The organism is Methanoregula sp. (genome assembly GCF_049690535.1).
In the GTDB taxonomy this organism is placed as follows: Archaea; Halobacteriota; Methanomicrobia; order Methanomicrobiales; family Methanospirillaceae; genus Methanoregula.
The window spans coordinates 1-26318 of record NZ_JBAVMX010000076.1 but is presented as its reverse complement, the minus strand read 5'-3'; the positions used below and the strand labels follow the sequence as shown (position 1 = coordinate 26318).

General features: G+C 53.8%; 27 protein-coding genes. 19 read left to right on the top strand and 8 right to left on the bottom strand.

Annotation, left to right across the window (positions count from 1 at the left end):
• From WCE46_RS05600 to WCE46_RS05565, 8 genes are all read left to right on the top strand, one after another.
• On the top strand, positions 1-794 hold a 794-nt coding region (locus WCE46_RS05600), incomplete at its 5' end, for an ATP-binding cassette domain-containing protein (RefSeq protein ID WP_424732717.1).
• Complete coding sequence (locus tag WCE46_RS05595) at positions 791-1534, top strand: ABC transporter permease (RefSeq protein WP_424732716.1); 744 nt, start codon at positions 791-793, stop codon at positions 1532-1534. The genes WCE46_RS05600 and WCE46_RS05595, both read left to right, overlap by 4 nt.
• A 472-nt stretch (positions 1535-2006) precedes the next feature.
• Positions 2007-2270 (top strand): 4Fe-4S dicluster domain-containing protein, encoded by a 264-nt coding sequence (locus WCE46_RS05590; protein ID WP_424732715.1) that lies wholly within the window; start codon positions 2007-2009, stop codon positions 2268-2270.
• A gap of 15 nt (positions 2271-2285) precedes the next feature.
• Positions 2286-2696, top strand: coding sequence for a molybdopterin dinucleotide binding domain-containing protein (locus WCE46_RS05585; protein ID WP_422175198.1), 411 nt, complete (start codon positions 2286-2288; stop codon positions 2694-2696).
• Between the two features lie 2 nt (positions 2697-2698).
• On the top strand, positions 2699-4081 hold the full coding sequence (locus tag WCE46_RS05580) for a formylmethanofuran dehydrogenase subunit B (RefSeq protein ID WP_424732714.1): 1383 nt from the start codon (positions 2699-2701) through the stop codon (positions 4079-4081).
• A gap of 2 nt (positions 4082-4083) precedes the next feature.
• Positions 4084-5814 carry a formylmethanofuran dehydrogenase subunit A gene (locus tag WCE46_RS05575; RefSeq protein WP_424732713.1) on the top strand — a complete coding sequence of 577 codons (1731 nt, stop codon included), beginning with the start codon at positions 4084-4086 and terminating at the stop codon, positions 5812-5814.
• Positions 5815-5822: 8 nt separating this feature from the next.
• Positions 5823-6629 (top strand): formylmethanofuran dehydrogenase subunit C, encoded by an 807-nt coding sequence (locus tag WCE46_RS05570; protein ID WP_424732712.1) that lies wholly within the window; start codon positions 5823-5825, stop codon positions 6627-6629.
• 101 nt (positions 6630-6730) lie between these two features.
• Positions 6731-7486, top strand: a complete 756-nt coding sequence (locus tag WCE46_RS05565; RefSeq protein ID WP_424732711.1) for a SagB/ThcOx family dehydrogenase — start codon at positions 6731-6733, stop codon at positions 7484-7486.
• A 245-nt stretch (positions 7487-7731) separates the two neighbouring features.
• Here the strand turns inward: WCE46_RS05565 and WCE46_RS05560 are convergent, their stop codons facing one another.
• Positions 7732-8634 carry a 4Fe-4S binding protein gene (locus WCE46_RS05560; RefSeq protein WP_424732710.1) on the bottom strand — a complete coding sequence of 301 codons (903 nt, stop codon included), beginning with the start codon at positions 8632-8634 and terminating at the stop codon, positions 7732-7734.
• Between the two features lie 275 nt (positions 8635-8909).
• On the opposite strand from WCE46_RS05560, the gene WCE46_RS05555 reads away from it, so the two are divergent.
• From WCE46_RS05555 to WCE46_RS05540, 4 genes are all read left to right on the top strand, one after another.
• On the top strand, positions 8910-9176 hold the full coding sequence (locus WCE46_RS05555) for a hypothetical protein (RefSeq protein ID WP_424732709.1): 267 nt from the start codon (positions 8910-8912) through the stop codon (positions 9174-9176).
• A gap of 363 nt (positions 9177-9539) precedes the next feature.
• A complete protein-coding gene (locus WCE46_RS05550) occupies positions 9540-10184 on the top strand; it encodes a hypothetical protein (protein WP_424732708.1) in 645 nt (214 codons plus the stop codon).
• Between the two features lie 2 nt (positions 10185-10186).
• Positions 10187-10462 (top strand): winged helix-turn-helix domain-containing protein, encoded by a 276-nt coding sequence (locus WCE46_RS05545; RefSeq protein ID WP_424732707.1) that lies wholly within the window; start codon positions 10187-10189, stop codon positions 10460-10462.
• A 202-nt stretch (positions 10463-10664) separates the two neighbouring features.
• The gene (locus tag WCE46_RS05540) at positions 10665-11870 is read left to right on the top strand and encodes an MFS transporter (RefSeq protein WP_424732706.1); all 1206 of its coding nucleotides are present in this window, start codon (positions 10665-10667) and stop codon (positions 11868-11870) included.
• Here the strand turns inward: WCE46_RS05540 and WCE46_RS05535 are convergent.
• A complete protein-coding gene (locus WCE46_RS05535) occupies positions 11864-13117 on the bottom strand; it encodes an APC family permease (protein WP_424732705.1) in 1254 nt (417 codons plus the stop codon). The two genes, WCE46_RS05540 and WCE46_RS05535, sit on opposite strands and share 7 nt — an antisense overlap.
• 15 nt (positions 13118-13132) lie before the next feature.
• Positions 13133-13750 carry a response regulator gene (locus WCE46_RS05530; protein ID WP_424732704.1) on the bottom strand — a complete coding sequence of 206 codons (618 nt, stop codon included), beginning with the start codon at positions 13748-13750 and terminating at the stop codon, positions 13133-13135.
• A gap of 196 nt (positions 13751-13946) precedes the next feature.
• On the opposite strand from WCE46_RS05530, the gene WCE46_RS05525 reads away from it, so the two are divergent.
• On the top strand, positions 13947-14153 hold the full coding sequence (locus WCE46_RS05525; protein WP_424732703.1) for a hypothetical protein: 207 nt from the start codon (positions 13947-13949) through the stop codon (positions 14151-14153).
• Positions 14154-14352: 199 nt separating this feature from the next.
• Here the strand turns inward: WCE46_RS05525 and WCE46_RS05520 are convergent, their stop codons facing one another.
• The gene (locus WCE46_RS05520) at positions 14353-16101 is read right to left on the bottom strand and encodes a bifunctional metallophosphatase/5'-nucleotidase (protein WP_424732702.1); all 1749 of its coding nucleotides are present in this window, start codon (positions 16099-16101) and stop codon (positions 14353-14355) included.
• Between the two features lie 66 nt (positions 16102-16167).
• A complete protein-coding gene (locus WCE46_RS05515; protein WP_424732701.1) occupies positions 16168-17691 on the bottom strand; it encodes a carboxylesterase/lipase family protein in 1524 nt (507 codons plus the stop codon).
• A gap of 1086 nt (positions 17692-18777) precedes the next feature.
• Between WCE46_RS05515 and WCE46_RS05510 the strand changes: the two genes are divergently transcribed.
• The 3 genes from WCE46_RS05510 (at position 18778) to WCE46_RS05500 (ending at position 20942) form a co-directional block, all read left to right on the top strand.
• Complete coding sequence (locus WCE46_RS05510; protein ID WP_424732700.1) at positions 18778-19353, top strand: hypothetical protein; 576 nt, start codon at positions 18778-18780, stop codon at positions 19351-19353.
• Positions 19354-19366: 13 nt separating this feature from the next.
• Positions 19367-20068 (top strand): DUF4352 domain-containing protein, encoded by a 702-nt coding sequence (locus WCE46_RS05505; protein WP_424732699.1) that lies wholly within the window; start codon positions 19367-19369, stop codon positions 20066-20068.
• Positions 20069-20270: 202 nt separating this feature from the next.
• Positions 20271-20942 carry an MBL fold metallo-hydrolase gene (locus WCE46_RS05500; protein WP_424732698.1) on the top strand — a complete coding sequence of 224 codons (672 nt, stop codon included), beginning with the start codon at positions 20271-20273 and terminating at the stop codon, positions 20940-20942.
• 88 nt (positions 20943-21030) lie between these two features.
• Here WCE46_RS05500 and WCE46_RS05495 read toward each other — a convergent pair whose 3' ends face one another.
• Positions 21031-21711 carry a hypothetical protein gene (locus WCE46_RS05495; RefSeq protein ID WP_424732697.1) on the bottom strand — a complete coding sequence of 227 codons (681 nt, stop codon included), beginning with the start codon at positions 21709-21711 and terminating at the stop codon, positions 21031-21033.
• Between the two features lie 180 nt (positions 21712-21891).
• Between WCE46_RS05495 and WCE46_RS05490 the strand changes: the two genes are divergently transcribed.
• Positions 21892-22083, top strand: a complete 192-nt coding sequence (locus tag WCE46_RS05490) for a 30S ribosomal protein S17e (protein ID WP_424732695.1) — start codon at positions 21892-21894, stop codon at positions 22081-22083.
• A 112-nt stretch (positions 22084-22195) separates the two neighbouring features.
• On the opposite strand, the gene thsA is transcribed toward WCE46_RS05490, so the two are convergent.
• Both thsA and WCE46_RS05480 read right to left on the bottom strand, forming a co-directional pair.
• Positions 22196-23800, bottom strand: coding sequence for a thermosome subunit alpha (gene thsA, locus WCE46_RS05485; RefSeq protein WP_424732694.1), 1605 nt, complete (start codon positions 23798-23800; stop codon positions 22196-22198).
• A 534-nt stretch (positions 23801-24334) separates the two neighbouring features.
• Positions 24335-24889, bottom strand: coding sequence for a TATA-box-binding protein (locus WCE46_RS05480; protein ID WP_424732693.1), 555 nt, complete (start codon positions 24887-24889; stop codon positions 24335-24337).
• Between the two features lie 91 nt (positions 24890-24980).
• On the opposite strand from WCE46_RS05480, the gene WCE46_RS05475 reads away from it, so the two are divergent.
• Together WCE46_RS05475 and WCE46_RS05470 are read left to right on the top strand one after the other, a co-directional pair.
• Complete coding sequence (locus tag WCE46_RS05475; RefSeq protein WP_424732692.1) at positions 24981-25139, top strand: hypothetical protein; 159 nt, start codon at positions 24981-24983, stop codon at positions 25137-25139.
• Between the two features lie 81 nt (positions 25140-25220).
• Positions 25221-26318: GAF domain-containing protein (locus WCE46_RS05470; RefSeq protein WP_424732691.1), on the top strand; the 1098-nt coding region annotated here is incomplete at its 3' end.

Here is a 26318-nt window from a genome sequence, read left to right as displayed (position 1 = left end):
CCACCACGATACGGATGATGACCGGTGTCCTGACGCCGGATACCGGCTCGGTGCGGATCAGCGGGATCGATCTCCTGAAGTACCCGCTTGAGGCAAAACTCAAAATGGGGGTGATCCCCGAGAACGGTACCGTGTACAGCGATCTTACCGCTGAGCAGAACATCCTGTGGACAGCCAAGTTTTACGGCATGGACAAGAAGAGCCGGGAACGCCGGTGCGATGAGATCCTCGCCCGGCTCGGTCTTGAGTCCCGGCGGCACGACCTCGTCCGTTTCTTCTCCAAAGGGATGCGCCAGCGGATCAGCATCGCGTGTGCCATCGTCCATTCCCCCCCGGTCCTCTTCCTTGACGAACCGACGACCGGCCTTGATGTCTACAGCCGCCGGCTCGTCCTCGATACAGTGCGCTACATGAACAAAGAGGGCAGTACGGTCCTTATCACGACCCATAACATCGAAGAGGCAAACGAACTTTGCTCATCTATAAGCATCATCGAGCGGGGGAAGATCATCGCGACCGGCAGCCCCGAAAAACTCAAACAAAAGTTTGACACCACGCGCTATGTCGAGATCTCCTTTGACCAGCCGGTCACAGAAGAGATGTTCGCATCACTGGGGATCGCACGGGCAGAACCCCGGGGGGACAAGTGGCGTGTATATGCCGACGATCCGGACCGGGCAGTCAAACAGCTTGTCGCCATGGCGGCAGCGGATCACCTGACGATCCTCTCAATTGCGACCTCGAGCCCCACGCTTGAAGAGGCGTTCGTACAGATGACCGGGGGTGCCTCGTGAACCTGCGCCTGTTTGTCCACAGTGTCCTGATGGTCGCCGAGAAGGATATGCGGATCTACTACTACAAGGGCTCGGTCGTGATCTTCGGCCTGCTCTTCCCGTTCATCATGTTCCTGACCTTTTTTATCGGCAGAAACCTCGACATCGCGCTCTTTTTCCCGAGTTTCCTTGGCATGATGCTCTTTTTCTCCGCGTCCTCCACCGGTCCTTTGATCACGCCGTGGGAGAAGCGAGAGAAGACCTATGAGCGTCTCGTCTCCCTCCCGGTCCAGATCGGGAGCATCGTTCTTGGGGATATCCTCGCGGGCGCAGTCTTCGGCATGGCGATCACAACGATTGTCTGGCTCGGCGGGACACTCCTCCTGCACCTGCACCTTGCAGACCCGTGGATCCTCATCCCCGCCCTCGTGCTTGGCTCGATCACCTTTGCATCGCTTGGCACCCTGCTCGCATCACCGGCGACAGACACGCCTTCAAATATTATGATGTACTCGAATCTGGTCCGGCTCCCCCTCATCTTTGTCTCGGGCATCTTCATACCCTTGAGCCAACTGGGGAGCTGGGCGTGGACAAATGAGCTCTCCCCGCTCACGTACCTCGTCGACCTGTTCCATGCGGCCCTGACCGGGGATGCGGTCTTTTCACCGGCGCTCGATGCCGGGGCGCTCCTTCTTATCAGCTGCGTTTTCATCCTTATGGCAAAAATGATCCAGCAGCGCAACCTCATCAGCGGGAGATAATCATCAGGACTTCCGAAAATAAAATTTCTTGATGATACTGAAGAATTATAATCTGAACATTGGATCACTTGTCTATGGGAAAAGGGCAAACCTGAAGAGTGACGACGGTATCATTTCCGTTAAATCCTGATACCACAACACCATCCCCCGGATACCGGGGTGTTCTATTTTTTATTCTGGCTGTCGATTGAGTCGCTGGTGTTGAATATGATGGTATGCCGATGCACGTCAATCCTGCCTCCTGGCTCACGGTCAGGATAGGAGAAGGCTGTTTTCAGGGATCAGGGGGAGTCAAACCCGCCGGGATAAGGTATGGGGATTCGCATAGTTCACGGGATCCGGTTCATAGCCGTGGAGTTGACGGGAGATTTAATGGATGTAAACTGCATTTTCAAAAGGTTTATTAATTATTGTAAACCACTGATCCGTAAATAAAAATGTTATTAACTTTTTCAATCTGAGTGTGATGTGCATGGCGTTTTCAGTACATGTAAATATGAACCGCTGCACCGGTTGTGGCATCTGCGTAGTTGCCTGCCCGGTCAACGCGCTCGAGCTTCATACGCTCGACCCGGTAACGAAAGATAAGATCTACGTGGTCAGGGATGGGAAATCCATCAGTGTTGACGCGAAGAATGAGCTTTGTGCCGGCTGCGGCGTATGCGTAGCAGCATGCCCGTACAAAGTAATCACCCTTTCAGGAAGGGGAGATACCAGGGCAATGGTACAGCTGTAAGAGGGAGATGGACATATGCCAAAAATCCAGCTTAACATGATCACGCAGCGCTCCATTGAGGAAGGCGCTGCAATGGAGAAGGGCAAGACCAATCCCGATTATTTCGAGGCCTGCTCCATCTGTGAGATGCACCCTGACGACATGAAAAAAGCCGGCATCTGGAAGAACACCAATGTCCGTGTCACCAGCGAATGCGGTACCGTAATCGTTAAAGCCATCGATGCGACCCAGTATGTCCCCCCGGGCCTTGCCCACATCCGGCAGGGTGTCTGGGCAAACCAGGTTGTCCCACCCAGGACCCAGTCGACCGGCACCCCGCAGTACAGCGGGTTCCCGGTCACCATCGAACCCGCCATCAATGAAAAACTGAAGACCGCCCTTGAGCTCGTACAGGGAGCCGTAGGGCTCTGGAAAGGAGGCCAGTAATTATGCCGAAACTGATCACAGGCGTCGGATGCCCGTACTGCGGCTCATCCTGCGACGATATCGAAGTACTGGTCTCCGATGACGAGACCAAGATCCTCGAAGTGCACAATGCATGCATCATCGGGACCAACCTGTTCCACCATGCAAACGACCCCACCCGCCCGAAGCTCCCGCGGATGCGCCAGCCTGACGGCACCATGAAGGAGATCTCCTATGATGAGGCAATCGACTGGATAGCAAAGACAATGCTTGCAGCCAAAAAGCCCCTCATCTACGGCTTTGGCTCCACCAACTGTGAGGGCATGAGCGCAGTCGGCCGGATTGCCGAGAAGTCCGGTGCCGTGCTCGACAACTGTGCAACCATCTGCCACGGCCCCTCGTTCCTCGCCATCTTCGACAACGGGTACCCGAGCTGCACTCTCGGTGAGGCCAAGAACCGTGCCGATGTCGTGGTCTTCTGGGGCTGCAACCCTATGCACGCCCACCCCCGCCACACCTCCCGGTACTCGATCTTCCCGCGTGGCTACTTCACCCCAAAAGGCCAGATGCAGAGGACGGTTCTCTCCATCGACCCGCGTGAGACAGACACCGCGAAACTCGCCGACGTCCACCTGATGCTCGATCAGGGACACGACTACGAGCTCTTCGATGCGTTCCGCACCGTGCTCCGGGGCCACGACATCCCCGACAAGGTAGCCGGCATCGACAAGGAGACGATTAAGAAGTCCGTGGACATCATGAAGAAGGCCCGCTTCTGTATGATCTTCTTTGGCATGGGCTGCACCCATACCGATGGCCGCAACCACAACGTGGACATCGCAATCAGCCTGACCCGTGACCTCAACGAGCACACCAAGGCCTCGATCATGGCAATGCGTGGCCACTACAATATCGCCGGCCCCGGCCAGGTTTGGTCCTGGCAGTTCGGATTCCCGTACTGTATCGATCTCTCCAAAGGCACCCACGCCCACATGAACCCGGGCGAGACGAGCTCCGTGGATCTCGCAATGAGGGACGAAGTCGACTGCTTCGTCAACGTCGGTGCCGATGCCGGTGCCCACTTCCCCATCCAGGCGGTCCAGCACTTAAAGAAGCACCCGTTCATCACCATCGACCCGAACTTCAACATGGCAAGCGAAGTCTCGGACCTCCACATTCCGGTCCGGATTGCCGGTGTCGATGAGCCAGGTGTAGTCTATCGTATGGACAATGTCCCGATCCAGTTCAAAGCAGTGCTCAAGGGCCTGCCCGGCGTACCGAGCGACGAACAGCTCTTTGACCGGGTCTACGAACGCATGTGCGAACTGACCAGTACCGAACCGGTCTGGCTTGCGGCAAAGGAAGACCGGAAATATCCGCACAACACAAACCCGGTGGTGAGCTAAAAATGGCATCCGGAGAACTTATCATCAGGGGCGGGTTCATCATCGACCCGACCCGTAAGATCGATGGCGACGCAGGCGATGTTGCCATAAAGGACGGGAAGATTGTCGACAAGGTCAGCTCGTCTGCAAAGGTGATCGATGCAAAGGGCAAGGTTGTCATGGCAGGCGGTGTGGACGTCCACTCCCATGTGGCAGGACCCAAGGTCAATGCCGGGCGGTTGCTCAGGCCCGAGGACAAGCTCCTGTCAGGATTTTGCAGGAGCGCGATGGCCCAGAAGAACGGCTACCGCATGGAGTCCGGCTTCTCTATCCCATCGGTCTTCAAAACCGGGTACGATTACGCCCGGATGGGATATACATTCGTCATGGAAGCCGCGATGCCCCCGCTCCTCGCCCCCCACGTACATGAAGAGATCCACGACACACCCATCATAGACGAAGCGGCGCTGCCGGTCTTCGGTAACAACTGGTTCGTCATGGAGTACCTCAAGAACGGAGAAGTCGAGAACACCGCAGCCTACATAGCCTGGCTTCTTGGCCAGACCAAGGGCTACGGCGTCAAGGTCGTCAACCCCGGTGGCACTGCTGCCTGGGCATGGGGTCTCAACTGCTTAAACCTCACCGATCATGTCCCGTTCTTCGAGATTACACCCGGGGAGATCATCAAGGGCCTTATGGAGGCAAACGAGTACCTCGGTCTTCCGCATTCGATCCACGTTCACCAGAACAATCTCGGTAACCCCGGCAACTACCCGGACACCATCGAGTCCCTCAAAATTGCCGAGGGTGTCAAGACCAAGAACAAGTTCGGCCGCGAACAGGTCCTGCACTCCACCCACCTCCAGTTCCACTCTTATGGTGGCGATGGCTGGGGAACATTCTGCTCCAAGGCAAAGGAAGTCATGGACTATGTCAACAAGCAGAAGAACATCACCATCGATCTCGGCTGCGTGACCCTGGACGAGACCACCACGATGACCGCGGACGGCCCGTTCGAGCACCACCTTCACGGCCTCAACCACCTGAAATGGACCAATGTTGATGTCGAGCTGGAGACCGCCGCCGGGATTGTCCCCTACATCTACAACAAGGATGTCCTGCCCAATGCAATCCAGTGGGCAACCGGTCTTGAACTGGCACTCTTTGCAAAGGACATGAACCGGACCTTCCTCACGACCGACCACCCGAATGCAGGACCGTTTACCCGGTACCCCCGCGTCATCAAGTGGCTCATGAGCAAGAAGGCCCGTGAAGCAACCCTTGCAACCATGAAGAACTCCGACAAGGTCGTCAACGCAACCTACATCCACGGCGTCGACCGCGAGCTCACCCTCTTCGAGATCGCCCAGATGACCCGGTCCGGCCCGGCAAAATGCCTTGGCCTTGGCAACACCTATGGAGGTCTCGCACCAGGCATGAACGGGGATGTCGGTATCTTCGACCTCAATTTCAAGAACATGCCCTCCGATGCAGAGAAGATCGAGACCGCATTCCAGCGGGCTGCTTACTTCATCAAGAACGGTGAAGTTATCGTTAAGGACGGGGAAGTTGTCAGCCACGGCCATAAGAAGACGGTCTGGGTCAAGGTCAACATGCCTGAAAACCCGCAGGTCACCCGGGATGTCAGCCAAGCGTTCCACAAAGGAACCTACACGGTCCAGCTCGAGAACTACGCGGTCAAGGACTACCTTGCTCCCCACCCGTATGTCATCAATGTCGATGTGGAGGCCTGAGGTTAATCATGGCAACAGTAACGCTGAAACCCACAAAAGTCCCCGAACTGATCTTCGAGGGATACAGCATCACCCCGGACGTATTTGCAGGAAAGACCGCCGCACAGATCGCAGCACTCCCCGGCCACGAAGGCAAGATCCACGTCACTATCGGGGACTTCTTTACCGTCAGCGGGAACGCAGGTGCAACCGCAGCGGACACCGACATCGTTATCGACGGCGACTGCACCCGCGTGAAGTACATCGGCTCCAAGATGACCGCAGGAACCGTTACGCTTAACGGCAATGCTGACATGTATGTCGGCGGCTGGATGAAGGGCGGAAAGATCCACGTCAAGGGCAACGTTGACTCGTTCTGCGGGATCCAGATGGAAGGTGGCGAGCTCACTGTCGATGGTGATGCCAAGAACCATGTCGGCTGCGCCTACCGTGGCGACTGGAGAGGCATGAAGGGCGGCACCATCCGGATCAAAGGCAGTGCCGGCAACGATATCGGTACTTTCATGCTCGGCGGCACCATCATCATCGAGAAGAACGCGTTCATCCACGTCTCCACCCATGCAGAAGGCGGCACCGTCATCATCAAGGGTGATGTCGAGGGCCGTGTCGGCGGCCAGATGGTTAAGGGCGAGATGTACGTGCTCGGCGAGATCAAGTTCATGATGCCCGGGTACCAGAAGGTGGATACTGTGGAGAAAGAAGTCGACGGTGTCAAGGCCAGGTTCGACCACTACATCGGAGACCTTGGTGAACGCCACGGCAAGAGCAAGGGTCAGGTTGTCTACGCGAACCTGTACGTGAAAACAGCGGCTTAACCCTCCTTTCCATCACACATACACACACTGCCGGATTCCAACCGGCACCTTTTTTTATTCACTATCACCCGTGAGGGTTCCCCTTTAGTGAGGAGATCATTGTGACCAATATCGGCAAGGAATTCATCAAAGGAACAAGATATCCGGATTACTCCACAGTGGATCTTGTTCTCCGCGTCCCGGAACCCCCGCACGAACTTCCGGCAAAAGAAGGGCAGACAAAAATCAAACTCCCCAGCCCGAAGAAGTTCAAGGTCCCGGACTTCCCGGTCAGGAAAGCGATCGAGAACTACGAACCCGTTGGGTTCTTCTCCCGTTCATCTGTCACATTAAAGGATCTCTCGTACATGCTCTGGTGCACGCAGGGGTTCAAAAAGACCGTAGCCGAGACGATCCAGCTGAGGAATATTCCATCCAGCGGATCGCGGTACCCGCTGGAGACCTACTTTGTGGCAAATGAGGTCGAAGGGCTTGAGACCGGTCTGTACCGGTTCCTTCCAGGATCCCACAGTATTGTTGCAGAACGGATTGATTCCGGCCTGATACTGGAGATGAGCACGGCAAGCATGAACTTCAAAATTATGACCCGTGCTGCCGTTACCTTCCTCTGGGTAGCCGTCCCGTACCGGGCGGTCTGGGCATTGGGGAACCGTGGCTACCGGAGCGTGTTTATCGAGGCAGGGCATACCTGCCAGAACCTTATCATGGCAGCAGCAAACCTCGGGTATGAGGTCTTTCCCACGGACATGTTCCATGACGAACTCATGACCAAACTCGCCGATCTGGATCCGGAGACACAGTGGCCGGTCTACCTCGCGGCAGTGGGAACGGTGGAAAAGAACATCACGCTTGCCTAAAAAAAGCGTCCCCTTTTTTGGTGCTGTTCTTCCTGTTCTTCTTCACTCCTTCGCCAAAAATAATTCAGCAAACCTCCCGGTCTGCATACAACCCCTATGGAGAAGACCTGCGGCGAAGTGAAAACAGGGTATTTATTATGAAGATCCGATCGATACACGTTCGTCGCCGGTTTACATTACCCGGCGGAGGGCCCGGTCCCGATCATCGCAGGCGCATCATTGCGCATCGACAACTCCGGCCTTCGCTATACTCCCGCCTTGTCCCTCTCGTCAATCACGGGTTTTGCCCCCGGGACCTTCTTAAGGATATCTTCCTGGAATTTGTCGAAGTGAAGATCGTCCAGCTGCTCCGAGAGCAGCCTGCCGCTCCATGCCCGACGGTACACCCAGTCCACGATCTTCTCGATAACAAAGAGCACCTGGTCCTCGGACTCCACGGTGAGCAGGTTGCGCCCGATCTTCGGGTGCCGCCCCCGTCTTCCGCCGACCGTAATGAGGTAATGACGGTCTTCAGCTTTGATAAGGTCAAAGGAGCATGACTGAACACAGACCCCACACTGGACGCACCTGACCTCGTCCAGCACGGATATGCCGTTCTTTATCTGGATCGCATTTTCCTTGCAGTAATGGACGCAGTTGCCACAGCCGGTGCAGAGGCGATCCTTTATGCGGACCGGGTTAACCCTGCCGATGACACCGATCTCATTGAGCATGGGGCTCATGCACGCATTAGGACAACCGGATATGGCGATCCGCATCTTGACCGGCATCTCCTTGCCAAAGAGGTTTGTGTCGATCAATCTGGCAAGGTGGATGGTATTTATATTGGCAAACTTGCACCGCTCGGTTCCCGGGCAGGCAATAACATTGACGATTTCGTCCTTTTCTGATCCGATGGGTGTGCCGTTCTTCTCTAAGGCTTTTCCCAGTTTCTTAAGGGAATCCCTTTTGATATGAGGTATCTCCAGTGTCTGGCGGGTAGTGCTGTGCACCTCACCGTTGCCGTATCTCTTTGCAAGAGTGGCAATACCCCGGAGCTGATCCGTGGTGAAGATCCCGGCCGGTGCCCGGATGCGCACGGTGCTGTAATCGGCATCCCGTTCAGTGATGACGCCCCCTTTCATATGAATACCGATATCGTGCTGCATTGATCAGGAATGGGGGATACTGAGTAATCAATACTGGGTTTTATACAAGGAACAAAAGACGGTTTCAACCTCACTCCGCCGTAATCGGCGTTCGATCGATCGTAAAGACATTCCCGGTGTAAAGTTACTTTCGGAAGTACTGGTGGAGGGTTCTGGCAGGGTAATATCTGCATCGTCGACCAACGGGACTGCATCGAGATATGTTCATCGTCATACGCTATGCCACATTATGATAAGAGATTTATTCATCCCTCGATAGATACAGACAATGAGTTATGTCCGATAAAAATCAAAAAATCTTTGGAACTGCTCCAGCTCATACAGCCCTTGAGTCCATTGATATCGATGCGGGTGCAAAGGCCCGGTTAGACCACATCAAACAGGCACAGAACCTACAAACGGATAGCGAGGCTATCGTATTTCTCTACGCATCATGGAAAAAGAGTATCCCGTCATTGGCTGGCGCACTTTCTGGTACAGGACCATGGGAACGCGAAGAGGATGATCCACATCGCATTCCAGACGATTCTGATATCAAATGATTCACCGTTTTTTCTTCATTAGACCTCGTTTTTCATAAGATCACATATCACATTTTTATCGCGCACTCTGGCGAAACATCCAATCTGCGCTTCGTGATTTTACTTTCGGATCTACTGGGATTCTCTTTTTTTGGCGTATAAACTGCCGGCAGGAATATATCATTTCTCTCCTATTGGATTCCCCCCACGGCAAACGGTCTCCGGACACCCGGGTAGAAATGGCACCGGACCGTACCCGTTCTGTTCCCCACCGGGCCGCACACGACCGCAAGCGTCCGGCCTGTCACGGTTCTGAAGTACGTACCTGAGTTTCATGGTCTTTAATTTCAGAACGGCAATATACGTATATCCCGGTGAACAACCATGACGGATCATACCGTACAACAGTTCGGGAAGGAACTGAGAAGTTTCTTTGTTCTTGTTCTCCTGAACATGACCTTTGGCGCCCTTGCACTGGCGTTCGGGATGCAGATCATCATTGCAACTTTCCTGCCCGGGGCAGCGGAAACACCTCTCTCCCCGGTCATTGTTGCCATCCGCATCATCACGGGTATATCAGGGGTCTGCATCGGGTTCTTCTGGATACTTTCAGGCGCGAAGATCCACCGGGGATTGCGAGGGATCCGGCACGAGTACCGGGACAGCACCAGCGACGGCCCGGTCCCGGCCGAGACCCTTACCGGCTGGATCGTGGCGATGGTCTCCCACTACCGGGAGAACCGGATCCTCATCTGGCGGATGACCCTCATCAGTATCGCCGGCGGCCTCTTTTTTCTCGTGCTCGGGATCGCAAACCTCATACAGGGAATTCTTGCACTCCCCTCCGCTACCGGCCCGGGATTTGGTGTGATCGCTATCTTTGGCGCAGCACCGCTCAACGCGGGGATAGGGCTTGTCACGATCTACTTCGCGCTGAAATTCCGCCGGTATGCCGGCACGTGGAACCTCCGCCTGAAACTGGCCGGTGAGGGTGAGGAAACCCTCAAAAAGGCGCTGGAGAGCCGGTGACCATGGCAGAAAGAAGGACAGCCTACGAGATCTACTGGGAGATCCTTGTCTACTGCCGGACCCCGCGGACCTTCACGTCCATCATCGGGCGTTGCGACCTCAATTCGAAAACCGGGCAGGAATATCTCGGGTTCCTTGTCGGTCGCGATTTTCTTTCCCTTGAAAAAGACGGCGAACGATCGACCTACCTTGCAACGGACCGGGCGGCCGAGTACACCGCCCTCTTTACCCGGCTGTACCAAGGGCTTTTCGACAAGGGGCCGGAGTTCCGGGTGTAGACTACCGGTGTCACCCTGCTACTTTTTTTGAGGCGCCGGGACGACCAGGAATTCCTGATCGGGATCCGGTGCGTTGTCGCTATTTTTACCCGGCCGAAACTGTATCCGAAAAGGGAGATTTTTTTAACGTCCCGTTCACGCGCCGGGACTGCCACGATACAATTCCCAGCATTTATCAGCAATTCCTTCCTGACATACCGTTATGAAGTGGCCGGCATGGCTGAACCGGACGGTCTTTGGTGCCGGGATCGCGAGTTTCTTTGGCGACCTCGGTTACGAGTCGGTGACCGTTCTCCTCCCCTCGTTTTTGATCATCCTTGGTGCGCCGGTCTTTGCCCTTGGCATCATCGAGGGCCTGAGCGACGGCGCATCCAGTTTTGTCAAGCTCTTCTCGGGATATTTCGCAGACAAGCTGGGAAAAAGGCGGGAATTTGCGCTGGGCGGCTCGGTCGCGACCGCTGTCTTTCCTGCGATCATCGCCGTTGCCACATCGTGGTACGTCGTACTTGCCGGGAGACTTTTCGGCTGGATCGGCAAAGGGATCCGTAGCCCCTCCCGGGATGCGATCCTCTCGAAATCGGTGGAGAAAAAGGATCTCGGCAAGGCGTTTGGGTTTCACCGGGCAAGTGACACGCTCGGGGCGGTCGCCGGCCCGGCCCTGGCCCTCGTCCTCGTTGCATCAATGGGTATCCGGGAGATCCTCTGGCTGGCGGTCATCCCCGGATTCATTGCGTTCGTTGCGATCTGGCTCTTCCTGCGCGAGCGGGACACGGCCCCGCACCCGCGGCCCCGGCCGCTCGTTGCCTCCCTTAAGGGGCTGCCGTCCCGGTTCAAGGCGTTTCTCTCCGCTGTGCTCGTCTTTGGGATCGCGGACTTCTCCCAGACCCTGCTCATCGCGTTTGTCATTGTCGTCTTTACCCCCTCGCTCGGGTTTGCCATGGCCACTATGACAGGCGCCGGCCTGTACCTCGTCCGCAACATCGTTTATGCCGGGGCATCTTACCCGCTGGGACTGCTCGGCGACCGTATCGGGAGGAGGCCGGTGCTTGTCATCGGGTATGCCATCGCCGTTGCGACCTTCATCGGCTTTGTCATCGCCCCGGCGAATCTTGTTGTGTACGGTGTCCTCTTTGCGATGTGCGGTATCTTCATCGCGGCCGAGGACACGCTCGAAAGCGCCCTCGCCGGTGAGATGGTAGAAGAGGAGTCCCGTGCTCTCGGTTTCGGGGCCCTTGCCACCATGAATGGGGTCGGGGATCTTGTCTCCAGCGTGATGATCGGGTTCATCTGGGCGTTTGTCGGGTACAGTGCAGGCTTCATGGTCGCGGCCGTCATTGCCGCAGCAGGAACCCTTCTCCTTATCTGGACCACCCGGGGCCCGCACCACGCCCCTGCCCTGCCTCAGTGACTGCGAAAATAATACCACGTCCCGCCGATCAGGAGCCCGATACACCCGATAATCCACGAGCCCGGGCTGAGAAATGCGATAAGGCCGATACAGCTCAGCGCTCCGATGGCCGGGACCCATGACGGATACCGGCGGTGTTCCCGGGGCAGCCGGAGTGCGGCAATGTTTGCGATCAGGTAGAATACCAGCATGGCAAACGTGCTGACCGACACGACTAGCGTAAGATCTGCAAGCAGGAGGGCGGCGATCATACAGGCGCCGGTGATCGCGATGGCATAATGGGGTGTGTGAAAGCGGGAGTGGACCCTGCCGAACAAGAGGGGAAGGTCCCGGCCCCGGGCCATGGAAAAAACAATCCGGGAGATCCCGAGGATGGTTGTCAGCAGCACGCTTGCCGTTGCGATCATCGCTCCCAGTGCGATCACAAGGACTGCCCCGGGACTCCCGGTCATACCCATGGCATCTGCGAGAGGAGAGCCGGATCCTGCAAGCGCCGGGGCACCGGCAAGGCCGATGGCGACAACGCTCACGAGAAGGTAGATACCCGTCGAGATCCCGAGCGCGAGGTAGATGGACCGGGGGATATTCCTCTCCGGGTCTTTTACTTCTTCAGCCATCAGGGTAACCCGGGCAAAGCCGGTGTAGGCAAAAAAGATGAGGGCTGCACCACTGAGAACCCCGATCGATCCCTCCGGGGCAAGCGGGGTAAAGTTTCCCGGCGAAAAAAATCCCAGCCCGAATGCCACAAAGAACAGGAGGATGAGGACTTTTGCCGTGACAAGAAGGTTGTTAAACAGTACCGATTCCCTGAGCCCGACGTAATTGATCGCGATAAAAACGAGGCAGAGCACAACGGCGATAATTTTTACCGGGACTGCCGGGAAGATGGCAGCAAAATAATGGGCAAACCCCAGTGCGACTGCCGCTCCGACAAAGATGTTGGAAAAGATCCAGATCCAGCCGGCGATGAACCCGGCAAACGGTGAGATGAGGTTCCGGGCATAGGCATACGTCCCGCCTTCTTCCGGCAGATATGCGCCCAGTTCGGCCACGCTCATGGCCGAGAAAACCGCTATTACGCCGGCGATAAGGATGGAAATGAACAGTGCGGGACCGGAAACACCGGCAACGATGCCGGTGACAATGAAGATGCCGGAGCCGATGATTGCCCCTATGCCAAGCGCCGTGGCACCAAAAAGGCCAATCTCACGTTTCAACGCGGAAGGCTGGGTCCCGGTATCTGCCATCAGTTACCCTTTTTCTTACCTGATTTTTCCTTCGATCTCCCGAAGGCGGGTTTTCTGGGCCCTGATCGTGGCATCCAATTTTTTCAGTGCCCGGGAGATATCGTCATTGGCAGCGAGGTATGAGTTATTGAGATTATACCTGGTTTCGAAAAGATTCAGGAATCGCTTGTTGATATCGATGCTGCGCACAAGAAGGGCATATTCATGGACAATGTCACCATCAACTCCTTCCTTTGTGGCCCGGTCCACTTCGGACTGGATTGTTGTTCGGCGGTGGAACACGTGCTCGATCGCGGTATACAACTCAAAGTCGGTGACAGGTTTAAGGACATAATCTTCGATGTCGTTAGCGTGCTTCTCCATTTCGGCAGGGGTCAGTTGTTTTGAGGTAAGCATGAGTACCGGGGTATATACCGTGGCCGCATTCTTTTTGATCTTCTCCAGTATCTCCCAGCCATCGGTCTGTTCCATCAGAATTTCGAGGAGGATAAGGTCCGGTGTAACCGTTGTTAGGATCCCCATACCTTCTTTTCCGCTGTATGCAGCAAAGGTGCGGTACCCTCCCCGTTCCAGCATCTTTACAACTATATCGACGACATCACGATGATCATCCATAACCAGAATTGTCTGCATTTCTCACATCTTTTTTTGATGTTCGGGTACGGATTAGGATCTACCGCCAGGATACATGAAACCTCGTATTTCAAATCTCGCTCCTGCACCCGGCCACTCTGTCAATTTTTTTGTTGCAGGATATCAAAAGGGGGTGGAGATGGCCGCGAAGGAAGGAGATCTGAACTGTTAATACCAATTGATCCGGATTGTTATTATGGCAAGTCTGCTCTCCCTTTTTGGCCGCACACTCTTCAATGTACTTCTCGGACTGGTGCTTGGCTACGGTGTCATGGATCTCATGCTCTCACGGACCGTGCCGGAAGCACTGAAAAATGAAAAATTCCTCAAATACCGTGAGAGGTTCATGATCCTCTTCATCGTACTGGTCGTCGTCTGCATGTACCTGATTGTTTTTACATAACGCGAACCGGGTTTTTCGCATTTTCAAAAAAAGAACCTGTTTTTGCCTTCCTCTCCCTCGCATGCCCCCGCCCGCACAGCACCGCCCCTGCCTCCCGTCCGCCACGATCACCGGGTTCGTGCTGATGGAGTGTCCGACATCGCCGGCATCACGTTACATCTCACGTGTACCAAGGCAGAGTGTGGCCGGTCCCGGTTCTTTAGTTGACCCGGTGTATCCTCCCATCGACCGTCACGTTCACCGGTTGCGGCAATGACCCAACATAGGAAACAAGTGCATCGATATCGGTCGGCCCGTAGCTCATATTCCCTCCTTGCATAAATGTCGTGTACCCGTCATAGCCCAGGGTAACGGTATCGACCGTTGCAACGGTGTAGGTTGCGTTCGGGTTGAGCGGGACGCCGTTTACCGACACTGAAGTCACTTTGCTCCCGGCAGGTTGTGCCGCATCCCAGGTGTACGAAAGTCCCGAGACAACGAGATTGCTTGTAGGGAGCGGCGCCTGCCATTGCTGCTCAAGCGTCTGCCTGATCTGTGCGCCGGACATGGTCATTGCCATGAGCGTTCCTGAATTCGGCTGGACATTGTACAGGTCCATCCAGGTAATCGTTCCTTTTGAGATATTTGCAAAAACGTCGCCGGACGTATCAAATGCCACATCAGTTTTCATCGTTGCCCGCTCTTCGTCTGCCACCAGGTCTCCCATCGCCGATTCCCCGGCACTGTTTTGGGCGATCGTAATATTTTCCGCGGCCGTTCCAATTACCTGATCCTCAACCGGATTAACGGCGTTCTGGGCTTTTGAAAGGAGCGCAGTGGCAGCCGGGTCCAGGCTGGTGCCGGGCGCCTGGTCTGCATAGGTCGGGACAATCTGTGCGGATTTCCCCACAATCTCCCCGGTGGACCGGTCTATGGTGAGATCGATATCGCCATATCCCCTGCCGTACATGTACGCCTGCGTTACGAGTACAAGTTTTCCGGTGGAATCGGGCAGGAAGATGTTCGTGAACTCATGGGTATGGGCGGACAGCACTACGTCAACTGCCGGGTCAAGCCGGGAAACAATCCCGACTACCCTTCCTGCGTCCTGCATGGTTGCGTTTTCTTGTGTGGGGCCCTCATAGGGAACCTGCGTCCCGCCTTCGTGAAGGAGGACAACGATCGCATGTACGCCCTTTGCCTGGATCTCCGGGATATACTGGTTTATGGAATCAGCTTCATCCTGGAAGGTCAGGTTTGCAACATTGGCTGATGTCGTGAGCGTGGGCGTCTTTATCGTATCTGCGCCAATAAATGCAATGGTCACGCCATCAACCGTCCGCAGGGTATAGGGTGGCAGGACGGTAGTGTTGTTTGCGGTCCAGACCACATTTGAGGAGACATAATCGATTTTCGTGCCCGGGTACGGATCCACGATGTGAGTGATATTCGTTGCCCCATTCCCCCCGTTAATCATTCTCAACACTTCCGGTACCCCGTTATTGAACTCCTGGTTACCGAGCGTTGCCACCATATTACAGGAAACGCCCGGGGCGTTCGATCCGACGGTACAGTACTGGTTTGCAAAACTGTTGAAAAACAGCATGGACGGCTCGTCCATGAGCAGCCCGGAAACCGGCGGCGCTGACCCGATCACATCCCCGGGCAGGGCAATGATGGTTCCATCTGCATTCCCCGAAGCCATCGCCGCTTTGAGATAGGAAGCAAGGACCGGCGCACTCCCGACCGGGCGGTTGTTCATGATCTGTCCCGCTGCCATGTGCCCGTGGAAATCGTTTACCTCGAGAATTTGTACATGGACCGTGGCGTTCGCAGGCGGTACATGGACCAGCCCGGACAGATACCCTGAGAGTAAAACCAGTGCAACGATGAGCACACAGAGAACGCAGACCCCTGCGAGCCCCTTTACCTTTTCCGGGATCCTGTCCCGCCACGAACCAAGTGTCATGATAAGGGATATTGTCGAGGGGATCAGTTAATGGTTGAGTTTGACAGCGGACGAAAAAAGTGCAGATTAATACCCGCTCATCACCGTCGGGGTATCATTGATATCGAGGTACTGGTTCCCTGCCCGGATGTACTGCGGCCAGGCTACCTGCATCCCGCCGTTTGGGTTCCCCGTTTTTGCAAACCGGGTCCAGAGATCAACGAGATTGTCTCTGACCGCCGGGTCCGCCGGGATCCCGGGCAGGTTGAAGAGCAGGAGTGTCTCGCTGCCATGGAATGCCCCGTTGGATTGATTGGGCAGGATATAGGAGTACCGGTACAGGTACGTGCTCTGGTTCAGGTCTGCCATCGATCCGGCGGCAAACTTCGCGGCATCGGCAAAGTCATAGCGGGTCATGATCTGCGCAAGCCGGATCTGGACTTCTGCGGTCGAATTTGCAGGATATTGTGCAAGGACCGACGGTGCATCCTGCCCGAACTGTGCATTGATGAATGCCACGTACTCCGGGACGGTCATGTTTGCATTCGCAGAGAGCGTGGTCCCGTCGTTCTCGTTCGTCCCGATCATGAAGGGGACCGGGTTTTCGCGATGGAGTGCGAACAGGGAGTCCACGGAGTCCGGGAGTACCCACCCGTCGATCGTTGGCTCGAACTGGAGGTTATGCGTGAGATTCCATGAGGCTGACGGCCAGGGCATTGCAGTGATCAGGTCCCCGGCACTCCTGTTTCGCATCTGCGCAATTGCGTCCGGGCCCGTGTATCCGAGGCTTGTCGCGTACGCTCCTCCAATCTGTTCGGCCTCGGCTTTTGAATGTACGTTATGGATAGTCGGCCCGTTCGCCCAGAAGGGGCCACTCTCGACAATTGCCTGCTCGTAGAGCCCCTTGCTCTGCGGGCTTACAAGATGGATAAGAACGCTCTCCCCCCCTGCAGACTGCCCGAAGATGGTCACCCGGGACGGGTCACCACCAAACGCCCCGATGTTTTTCTGGACCCACTGCAGGGCAGCAACCTGGTCGAGAATCCCGTAATTGCCCGAACTGTTGTGCGGGGATTCGCTGTCGAGCTCCGGGTGGGCAAGAAATCCGAGAGCGCCAAGCCGGTAATTGGTTGTGACGACAACGACACCTTTCCCTGCAAGGGTGGTCCCGTTATAGACCGCCATCGTACCAAACGGGGCTACCTGCCCGAATGCCCCGCCATAGAAAAAGACCATGACCGGCAGTTTTTCGCCAAGGCTCTGTGCAGGCGTCCAGACATTGAGGTACAGGCAGTCCTCGCTCATGTTTACCTTAGATCCTGCTGACACCGGCTGGGGGCAGACCGGTGAAAATGCCGTTGCGTTCTTCACGCCGTCCCAGGGTTGGACCGGTGCGGGTGGTCTCCACCGCAGGTCCCCGGTCGGGGGAGCCGCAAACGGGATGCCGAGATAGACCCGCAGGCCGTCCTGTTGCATTCCTGAAACAACACCGGCATCGGTCTTTGCAACACCGGGAGCCGGTCCCGTCTGGGTACATCCCGCGAGGAACAAGAACCCGGTGAGGAGCAGGCAGATTACCAGAACACCATTTGTCAGTTTACACGTTTGCATACGACTGCGTCCCCTCTTTTTCTGTAAAAAGAGCCGGGTATCTGCGAAGAGGGGCAGATCTTTTTTGGACCCGGCTGCTCCATCATTCACCCATACACCTGAGAACTTTTTGTGAATCTTGGGCTGCAGAACAATAATACTATGTTTTTTATGGTATCCGAAAAGAGGTCACCGGGGATCATCCGGAGTATCCCGCCCCTTCTCCCATCCCGTGATGTGCTCCTGACGGGTCATCATCCTCTGGTCCCCCGTATTGAATCACTTTTGGCGTGGTTGTGGCATCGTTCATCCCTCCCGATCCCTTGCCGGAAGGACAGATTAAAAAAAGAAATGAACGGCAATTCCTGTAAACGACAGGAAAGCCTCTATATTCACAAGCCATGTATTCACCTTGTCTGGTATGAAATAACACACAAACGGGTTACCAGGACTATTTTCCTAAAAAAACCCGGAAAAACATCATCATATCAGTTTTCAGAGTCATGAAAGGAGTTGAACAATTTTGCAGAATACAAACACACACGATACCAAAATAACCGATACAAAAATGCAGGAAACCTCCCCCAAAAAAGCCGGGTCCGGCACCAGTGCGCACCCGTCCACGGTACCAAAAGTGGGGACTCACCCGTCAAAAGGCGTGAAATCGATAAAACATGAGTCGCACAAGATCGGGTACCGGAAGGACCATCCAAAAGCAGGGGCCGGAATGAAAATTCCGTCCTCCCCCCTCCACAAATAACCAGTCATCCTCCCCCATACATCCGACCCCTATTTTTTCGCGCCGGTATAACCCACCCGCGGTCTCTTTGGATCCCACCTCAGGATCTCAAAATCGTTGTTCTTTAAAAAAAGGGAGGCCGGTTCCACTATATGATGCGCGTATACTAACCACGAAATTGTTAAAAAATCCTGTAATTCATCAAAAGATCACGATAACACTTTAAATTTTGTAACATCGGAAATAGTTATTATAGTACCCGCATTATATATCGACCTGATCTGGCGTGGTTACCTGACCCGGTAAAATTACCGGATGACGTTTCTATTACATCAAAAAAATTTCATCAGGGAAACAGGGATTTGTACATGGATGATATAACTTTACGGGATGAGGACAAAGGCCGGGAACTGGCGGCAGAAAAAGGACGAAAACAGGGGCTGGAAGAGGAACATAACCGGGAAAAACGAAAGACTGGCTGGGGAAGAGGGATGAAGGCCGGTATCTTTGTTGTTGTACTTGCCATCATTGTATTTGTGATAGCCATTTTGACGCTGTCTGTGTCAGTCACCAATGTATCACCCGGTGACACGTTACCCTACACAACCACCTATGGCACTTCGTTCCCCGAAGGCCAGACAATCACCATCGGCAACACACAAATCAGTGCGATCTCGTACCAGGATAACGTAAATACGGATATCAATGGCGAACAGCAACAACTTGCGGTGGGGGATGACCGTACTATATCAGAACAACGTGCAGTGGTCACCACACTCGGTATAATCACGCTGATGGATACCAACTTCCAGATAGACCTTACCTATAAAGGTGACCGGGATAACCGGGCATACTTCGATATAGCGATTCATACCGCACGACAGGTACCGGCTATGCTCATCAGACAGCTGCTCCCATCCGAGATAGATGCAACACCCATGTGAGGGTAGTGGTTACATGAAATTTATGTATACAATTGCAGTTTTTGGAATCCTGGTTCTGGCACTCCTCGTTTCCGGATGCACGAGCAGTACATCATCGCAAGGCCAGACCCCGGCATCTGTTCCACCTCCTGGTGTGGTAGCACAATCGCCAACGCCAACCGCGGCATCAGCCGCAGCACCATTTCCGAACGCTCTGGCGCTCAACGAGTACGCCCACTTCGGGACGGGAAATGAACAGGGCAAGGCAACTGTGTACCGGTACGAGGTAAAATCCAACTACAACTGGACGTCCCCGTCATGGAGCAGTCCCTCCGATCAGGCAGCAGCATCCGGACCGTCAGGTGTTGAGTATGGCTACAATATGGCAAAGCCTGGGGAAGGCAACACGTTCCTGTTCATATTCGTCAGTGTCCTGAATACAGGTCAGCATGCTGTTTATGCTCCTTCAGCACAACAGTTTGTAGTGTTCAGTGACGGGAAGACGTACAATTATACCTCTGTCCCCAGTTCCGATGTCATTATTGACCAGGTTCCCGGGTCGCAATATGTTGATCAGATCGGGCCGGGCGGAACCGTCGGGTACATCCTGCCCGGCGAAAGTAACAAGGCTGATGGCTATCTCATCTATGAGATACCATCTTCGTTCTCTCCCGATACTACCTATGTGGTGAGCAACCTTGACTATCAGACTCAGGCAGTATGGAATCTTGGCTGAAGGGAAATGTCCCTGTCCATACCTATTTTTAAATTCATAACAGAAACCGGTGACTACATTGAACCCACCACAATCATTAAGCGAAACCAGCATAGTTACAGAAGATACAAGCAAAGGCATTCATTACAAATGGGTGGCCCTCCAGAACACGACTATCGAAAACTGGAATTGAAGAAAAACAAAAAAATGGAGCTGAAGGATTATGGAGATAGTACCGGGAATTCACCAGGTCGATGGTGTAAATGGTAATTGTTTTATTATTGTCCGGGACGAACTGACACTTATCGATACGGGAATGCCTAAAAACAGCGCAAAAATAGTAAAATATATTCAGGATATTCTTAAACGTAAACCTTCAGACATCAAAACAATCGTCCTGACACACTTTCATATTGATCACGTGGGCAACGCCAGCGATCTCAAAAAACTTAGCGGTGCGAAGGTGGCCATTCATGAAGCGGATGCGGACTACGTTGCCGGTAGAAAAACCCAGCCTGTACCGAAAAGTGTTGTGGGAATGCTTATGAAAGTCCTCATACCCCTGTTTTTCGGATCACGGCCTGTTGAACCGGATATAAAGCTCAACGATGGTGACACCATCGCTGGTCTCACCACCATCCATACACCCGGACATACACCGGGAAGTATTTGTCTTTTTGATCCGGCATCAAAAATCCTGTTTGTTGGGGATCTATTGAGGTTTAACGGCAGTAAAATCGAAATGGGACCATTGCCATTAGACACAGGTGAGGTACACCAATCAATCAGTAAAATCGCCGCAATTGATTTCGATATCATGCTGTCGGGACATGGAATACCTCTGAGACCCGATGCATCGGTAACGGTCCGGGAGTTTGCAAAGTCATTACCCTGATTTCGAAAAGATGCAATCTGTAAATTTCATTAAATTTTATTTTTTCATTTTTAACAGTTATTTATGTGGTAATTAAAAAAAAGGAATATTACCGTTGCTGGGTGACGTCAACTGCCGGGGGACTGATCCTGATCGATTTGTATATGTCCACGATCTCTCCCTGTAACGCCGTGACTGCCTCAGGTTTGTTCGGGCCCTTGAACGCGAATATATACACCCCGTTTTCCGTGGAGGTAAAAATATAGGCCCCTTTCTCATGGGTGGACTGGAAATCCAGTTCGTACGATTTGTAGCCGGATATATCCAGTGTGTAACTATGGGCGGAAACACCTATCGGAGTTTCGTAGATCTGTTCAACAGAAAGGGTTGCCTGGTTGAAGTATTGCTCAAAGTCCGATCCGGGATTCTGATCGACATCGACACTCAGGGTATTGTAGGATGCATTGTCACCCGGGATGGTGTCGGGCGAGAAGAAATTCGCGATATTTACCGTATTTGTACCATAGTCCCTGACCCCGCTCGTGAGGACATCCTGCCGCGTCCAGGTATCCGGGTATGAAATGGTTACCCCGTAAGGAAGGGATGCACTCGCTGTCCCGGCACTCGCAGCAGCCGGGGCAGGCGAGGGGTTGAGGTCTGGTGAAACTGTCATCGGAGGGGCTTGCTGGCCGGTGGGCTGCGTGGTCGTGCAACCGGCGAAAAGCACTGAGACTGCAACGAGCAGGGCGATCGCTATGCTGATGCAGGGATACCCATAAAAAGTTTTCATAATCGCTCCTGACTATCTGCCAGTAGCGGTAGCGGGTTAAATGTGTTGTGTGGAATTCCAAAGATTGAAATGACCGGGAATGAAAAAACTGCCCGTTTAAAAAAAAAGATCGGAAGGAAGAACACCATATCATTATCATCTCGAATCGCATCTACAGAATAGAACCTTGGGGGATTTTACATGGGAATCAAACCGTCATATATTAAAAATCTCGGCACAGCACTTCTGGCCAAACAGAAAGAGTATTTTTCGAACGATTTCGATGCAAACAAGCAGCAGCTCTCGGCATCGGCATCGATCGACAGCAAACGTGTCAGGAATCGTGTTGCCGGCTACATAACAAGAAAAATGAATGCCAAAAAACGAACATAACCCCGTTCGTGTTCTAAGGCATCCTTCCGGCAATCATATCTCTTTTTATTCAGCAGGCCGTTTTAAACCGGTTTAACCGTTACCAAAAATAGTGAAAAAAAGGATTGAGCGATTATCCCATGCCCGGCATCTGTCCGCCTTTGGACTGCGTGATCATCATATCATCGATACGGATGAGCATGATCGCAGTCTCAGATGCGCTCTGGATGGACTGGCGCTTGGACCGGAGCGGCTCAAGCACACCCTCCTTTTGCATATCGATGACCTCTCCCGTGTAGACGTTAAGGCCGGCCGTCTTCTCTCCCTTCGCATGGGCGTTTTTAAGAGCGACCAGCTTGTCGATCGGGTTGTACCCGGAGTTTTCCGCGAGGGTTCTGGGGATCGTTTCGAAGGCCGTCGCGTATCCCTCGATTGCCAGTTGTACCCGTCCCCCGACAGTTTCAGCGTAATCCCGGATCTTCATTAAGAGCTCGGTCTCGACTGCGCCGCCACCGACCACGTACGTGCCGTCTTCGATTGCATCCATAACCACGCGGGTGCCATCAACAACCGCACGCTCCAGCTCGTCAAGAAGATAGTCGCTCGTGCCCCGGATCAGGATGCTGACGGTTTTAGGATTCTTACACCCGGATATCCGGGTGATTTCCATATCATTGTCCTCTTCGACAACCTCGGCATGCCCGAGATCCTTTGCCGTCAGGTCTTCCGGCTTGTTGACGATGTTTCCGGTGAGTGCCCGTGCTGCATACTTCAGATCCTTTTCAGGGACGTCCTCAACTGCATACACGCCGTGCTTTGCAAGGTAGAACTGGACCGGGTCTGCAATGCCCTTCTGGCAGAGCACGACATTTGCACCCGCGTTTATCACGGAATCGGCCAGTTTCTTTAAGGCGTCCCGCTCCTGTTCGGAGAACAAAGAGAGCTGATCAGCGGTCGTGATCCTGATCTTGGCCTTCGACTGGGTCTTTGTGATCTCCATCGGGGTCGAAATAAGGGCAACCTTAGCCCCGGTGACCTTCCTTGGCATGCCTTCGGATACCCGTTTCTTGTCAAGGATAATACCGCGGATGAGCTCGGAGTCGTCCATTGACTTACCCTTCTGCTTCTTGATCATCACGTCGTCTTCATCGGCGACGTATTTCCCGTCGGTCTTTTCTGCGATGGCCATGACAGCATCCACGATGATGCCGTCAAGTTTCACCTTGACCGATTCGATCGATTTTCCCGTGATTGCGGTGTCGGCGATCTTAAGGAGCGTTTTCCTGTCGGTCGCTTCGACCTTGAATGAAAGGGAATTTGTGATCAGGAGGGCTTTTTCCATACCCAGGCGGTATCCCTGGGAGATAACCGTCGGGTGGATTCCCATCTCAAGCAGCTGTTCTGCCTGTTCCATAAGGGCACCGGCAATGACAACTGCGGTCGTCGTTCCGTCTCCGACCTGGTCATCCTGGGTCATTGCGACTTCTACCATCATCTTTCCGCCGGGGTGCTTGACCGAGATTTCACTCAAAATGGTCGCACCGTCGTTTGTGATGACAATATCTCCGGTGGAGCTGACAAGCATCTTGTCCATGCCCCGGGGACCAAGGGTGGTCCTGACCGCGTTTGCGATTGCCTTTGCGGCCATAATGTTCGAGTGCTGGGCTTCCTCGCCGCGATTTCGGGTAGTTCCCTGGCTGAGAATAATAATTGGCTGTCCGCCAAGCTGTTGTGACATTTCAAACCTCAATTTTTTATTTTCGTTTTTGGTATTCCGGCAAAAGCCGTTCGTACTCCCGGTCTGCTTCACCGGGTGCTGTGCAGTCATGACCGGGGATTACAATCTCTCCCTCACGTTTGGGATGTCACCGGCCCTGCCGTTGACACCGGTTCCCTTGCACGTCTCTTCTTGGCAAGACTTGCTTTGTCACCTCATATGTCTATCTGTAAACCGGGTCAGGAAGATCCTCAGGAACCGGACACATAATGAGATCTGGATCCTGATGCAGATTACCCGTTAAGCAGAATCCGGGGGAATGATCCCAATCGATACTCCTATCAGTAATCCCCGGCATATAGGCCATACATGTCAGATTATGGCAAGGATCATATGTTCATCTGCCCACATTGCGGACTCAGGCAGCGCACGACAGAAGTTACCCCGAAACTGCATTGTAAGCAATGCAACCGCGATTTCCCGAACCCCTGGGCAGCACCGGCGCCAAAGAAATAGGTATTTTGCCGCATCAACACATAAAAAATATTTTTTCTTTTACATGATGCTCTCAAGTTTCTGTTCAAGAACGTCAAGTCCCTTCCTGATATCTTCAATATTCTTCCCCCCCGTGAGAATAAGTTTTCCTGAAGAGAAGATCAGGACGACCATCTTGGGCTCTTTGATCCGGTACACAAGCCCGGGGAACTGTTCGGGTTCGTACTCGATATTTTCGACATTGAGCGTGACGACGACCTTGTTGAGGTTGATGTACTTGCCGAGATCGTAGGAACAGACCATATTGGTGATCGCAACGCCGGGCACCTTGAGGGTTTCAAAACCCGCCTCATTTAACGATTTGCTGATGACAGCAAGTCCGTCCCTGAGCGCCTTCTCGTTACGGAGGCCGGTCATCACAATTTTTCCCGATGAAAAGATCAGGCACGCAATCTTTGGATCTGCGATATGATAGACCGCACCGGGAAACCGTTTCTTATTGAGTACGCAGTTCTCGACCTTACCTGACAATGCAACAAGATCAATGGACCCTGCAATCGCACCGGATGCAACGATATTCTCAATCTTCAATGATTCGTATTTTTTATCAGCCATCTCTTCTCTCTATGACTTTCTTCGAAGCATAAGGCTGATGGAGAACCTTTATGATAGGTCTTTGTTTACCGTTCCGGCATCGATCCTTAAAATGGATTTGCGTCAGGCACCTGCCCGTTCCTGTCTCCCCTGTAAGAATGCAGAAGAGATCCCGGTGTATGCTGTACCGCTCGTGCTCCGGATTGACGGGCTCAAGACAAAATGCGGAGCACGCGATCGTATTCATGCAAGAGATCGCGTGGTCCGATAAAGTCCGGCTTTGTCTGAAAGTTACCCCCGTCTGTTTTATATCTTGTGTCCGTGAATAACAGATTATTGTAAGGGTCCGCATATGTTCAGAGTTCTCTACGTCGATGATGAACCCAGTCTCCTTGAGATCGGTAAACTCTTTCTTGAGAAAGATGGTCGGTTCTCCGTTGACATTATCACTTCAGCCTCCGGGGCCCTCTCCCTCATGGAGTCAGCGACCTATGATGCGATCATCGCCGACTACCAGATGCCTGAAATGGACGGCATTGAACTCCTCAAACGGGTGAGGGGTTCCGGCAACATCGTCCCGTTCATTCTTTTCACCGGTAAGGGCCGGGAAGAGATCGTTATCAAGGCGTTGAACGAGGGGGCAGATTTTTATCTCCAGAAAGGGGGAGCGCCTCAGGCCCAGTTTGCTGAACTTCAGTCCAAAATTTTACAATCAATATACCGCAGGCAGGCAGAAGAGAGGGTGGTGTATCTCAGCCGGATCAATTCCCTGCTCAGCCAGGTCAACAAGAATATTGTCCATATCCCGGATCGTGATAACCTCTTCAAGGCGATCTGTGCCGTCGCAATAGAGTACGGAAAATTACGGATGGCCTGGATCGGGGTGCTTGACAGGGAGACCCAGAGGATCAAACCCGTCGCATCAGCCGGCATTGGCGTCGGGGAATATCTTTCCAACATCGGCATTTCAGCAGATGATATCCCGGAAGGACGCGGGCCTACGGGAAGAGCAGTGAGGGAGAGCAGGTCTGTAGTCACGAACAATATCCGACAGGATCCGGTGATGATCCCGTGGCACGATGCTGCAGAAAAGTTCGGTTATCGCTCATCAGGTGCCTTCCCGATTCATTGCAGGGGGAAGGTGATCGGCGCATTCTCTCTGTATGCTGCAGAACCTGAATTTTTCTCTCCCGAGGAAGTGGCACACCTCGAAGAAGTTGCAGGGGATATCTCGTTCGCCCTTGATAACATGGAACGGGAACAGGAACGTTCCGTGGCTGTCGAAGCGCTCGCCCGAAACGAGGAGCGCCTGAAGTTCGCGCTTGAAGGTGCCAATGATGGCCTGTGGGACGTACGAATGGACACCGGGGAGGTGTACATGAGCCCACGGGGATGCGAGATCCTCGGTTACACACCGGAGGAACTGCCCGAGATCGCCCGGGTGTGGAAC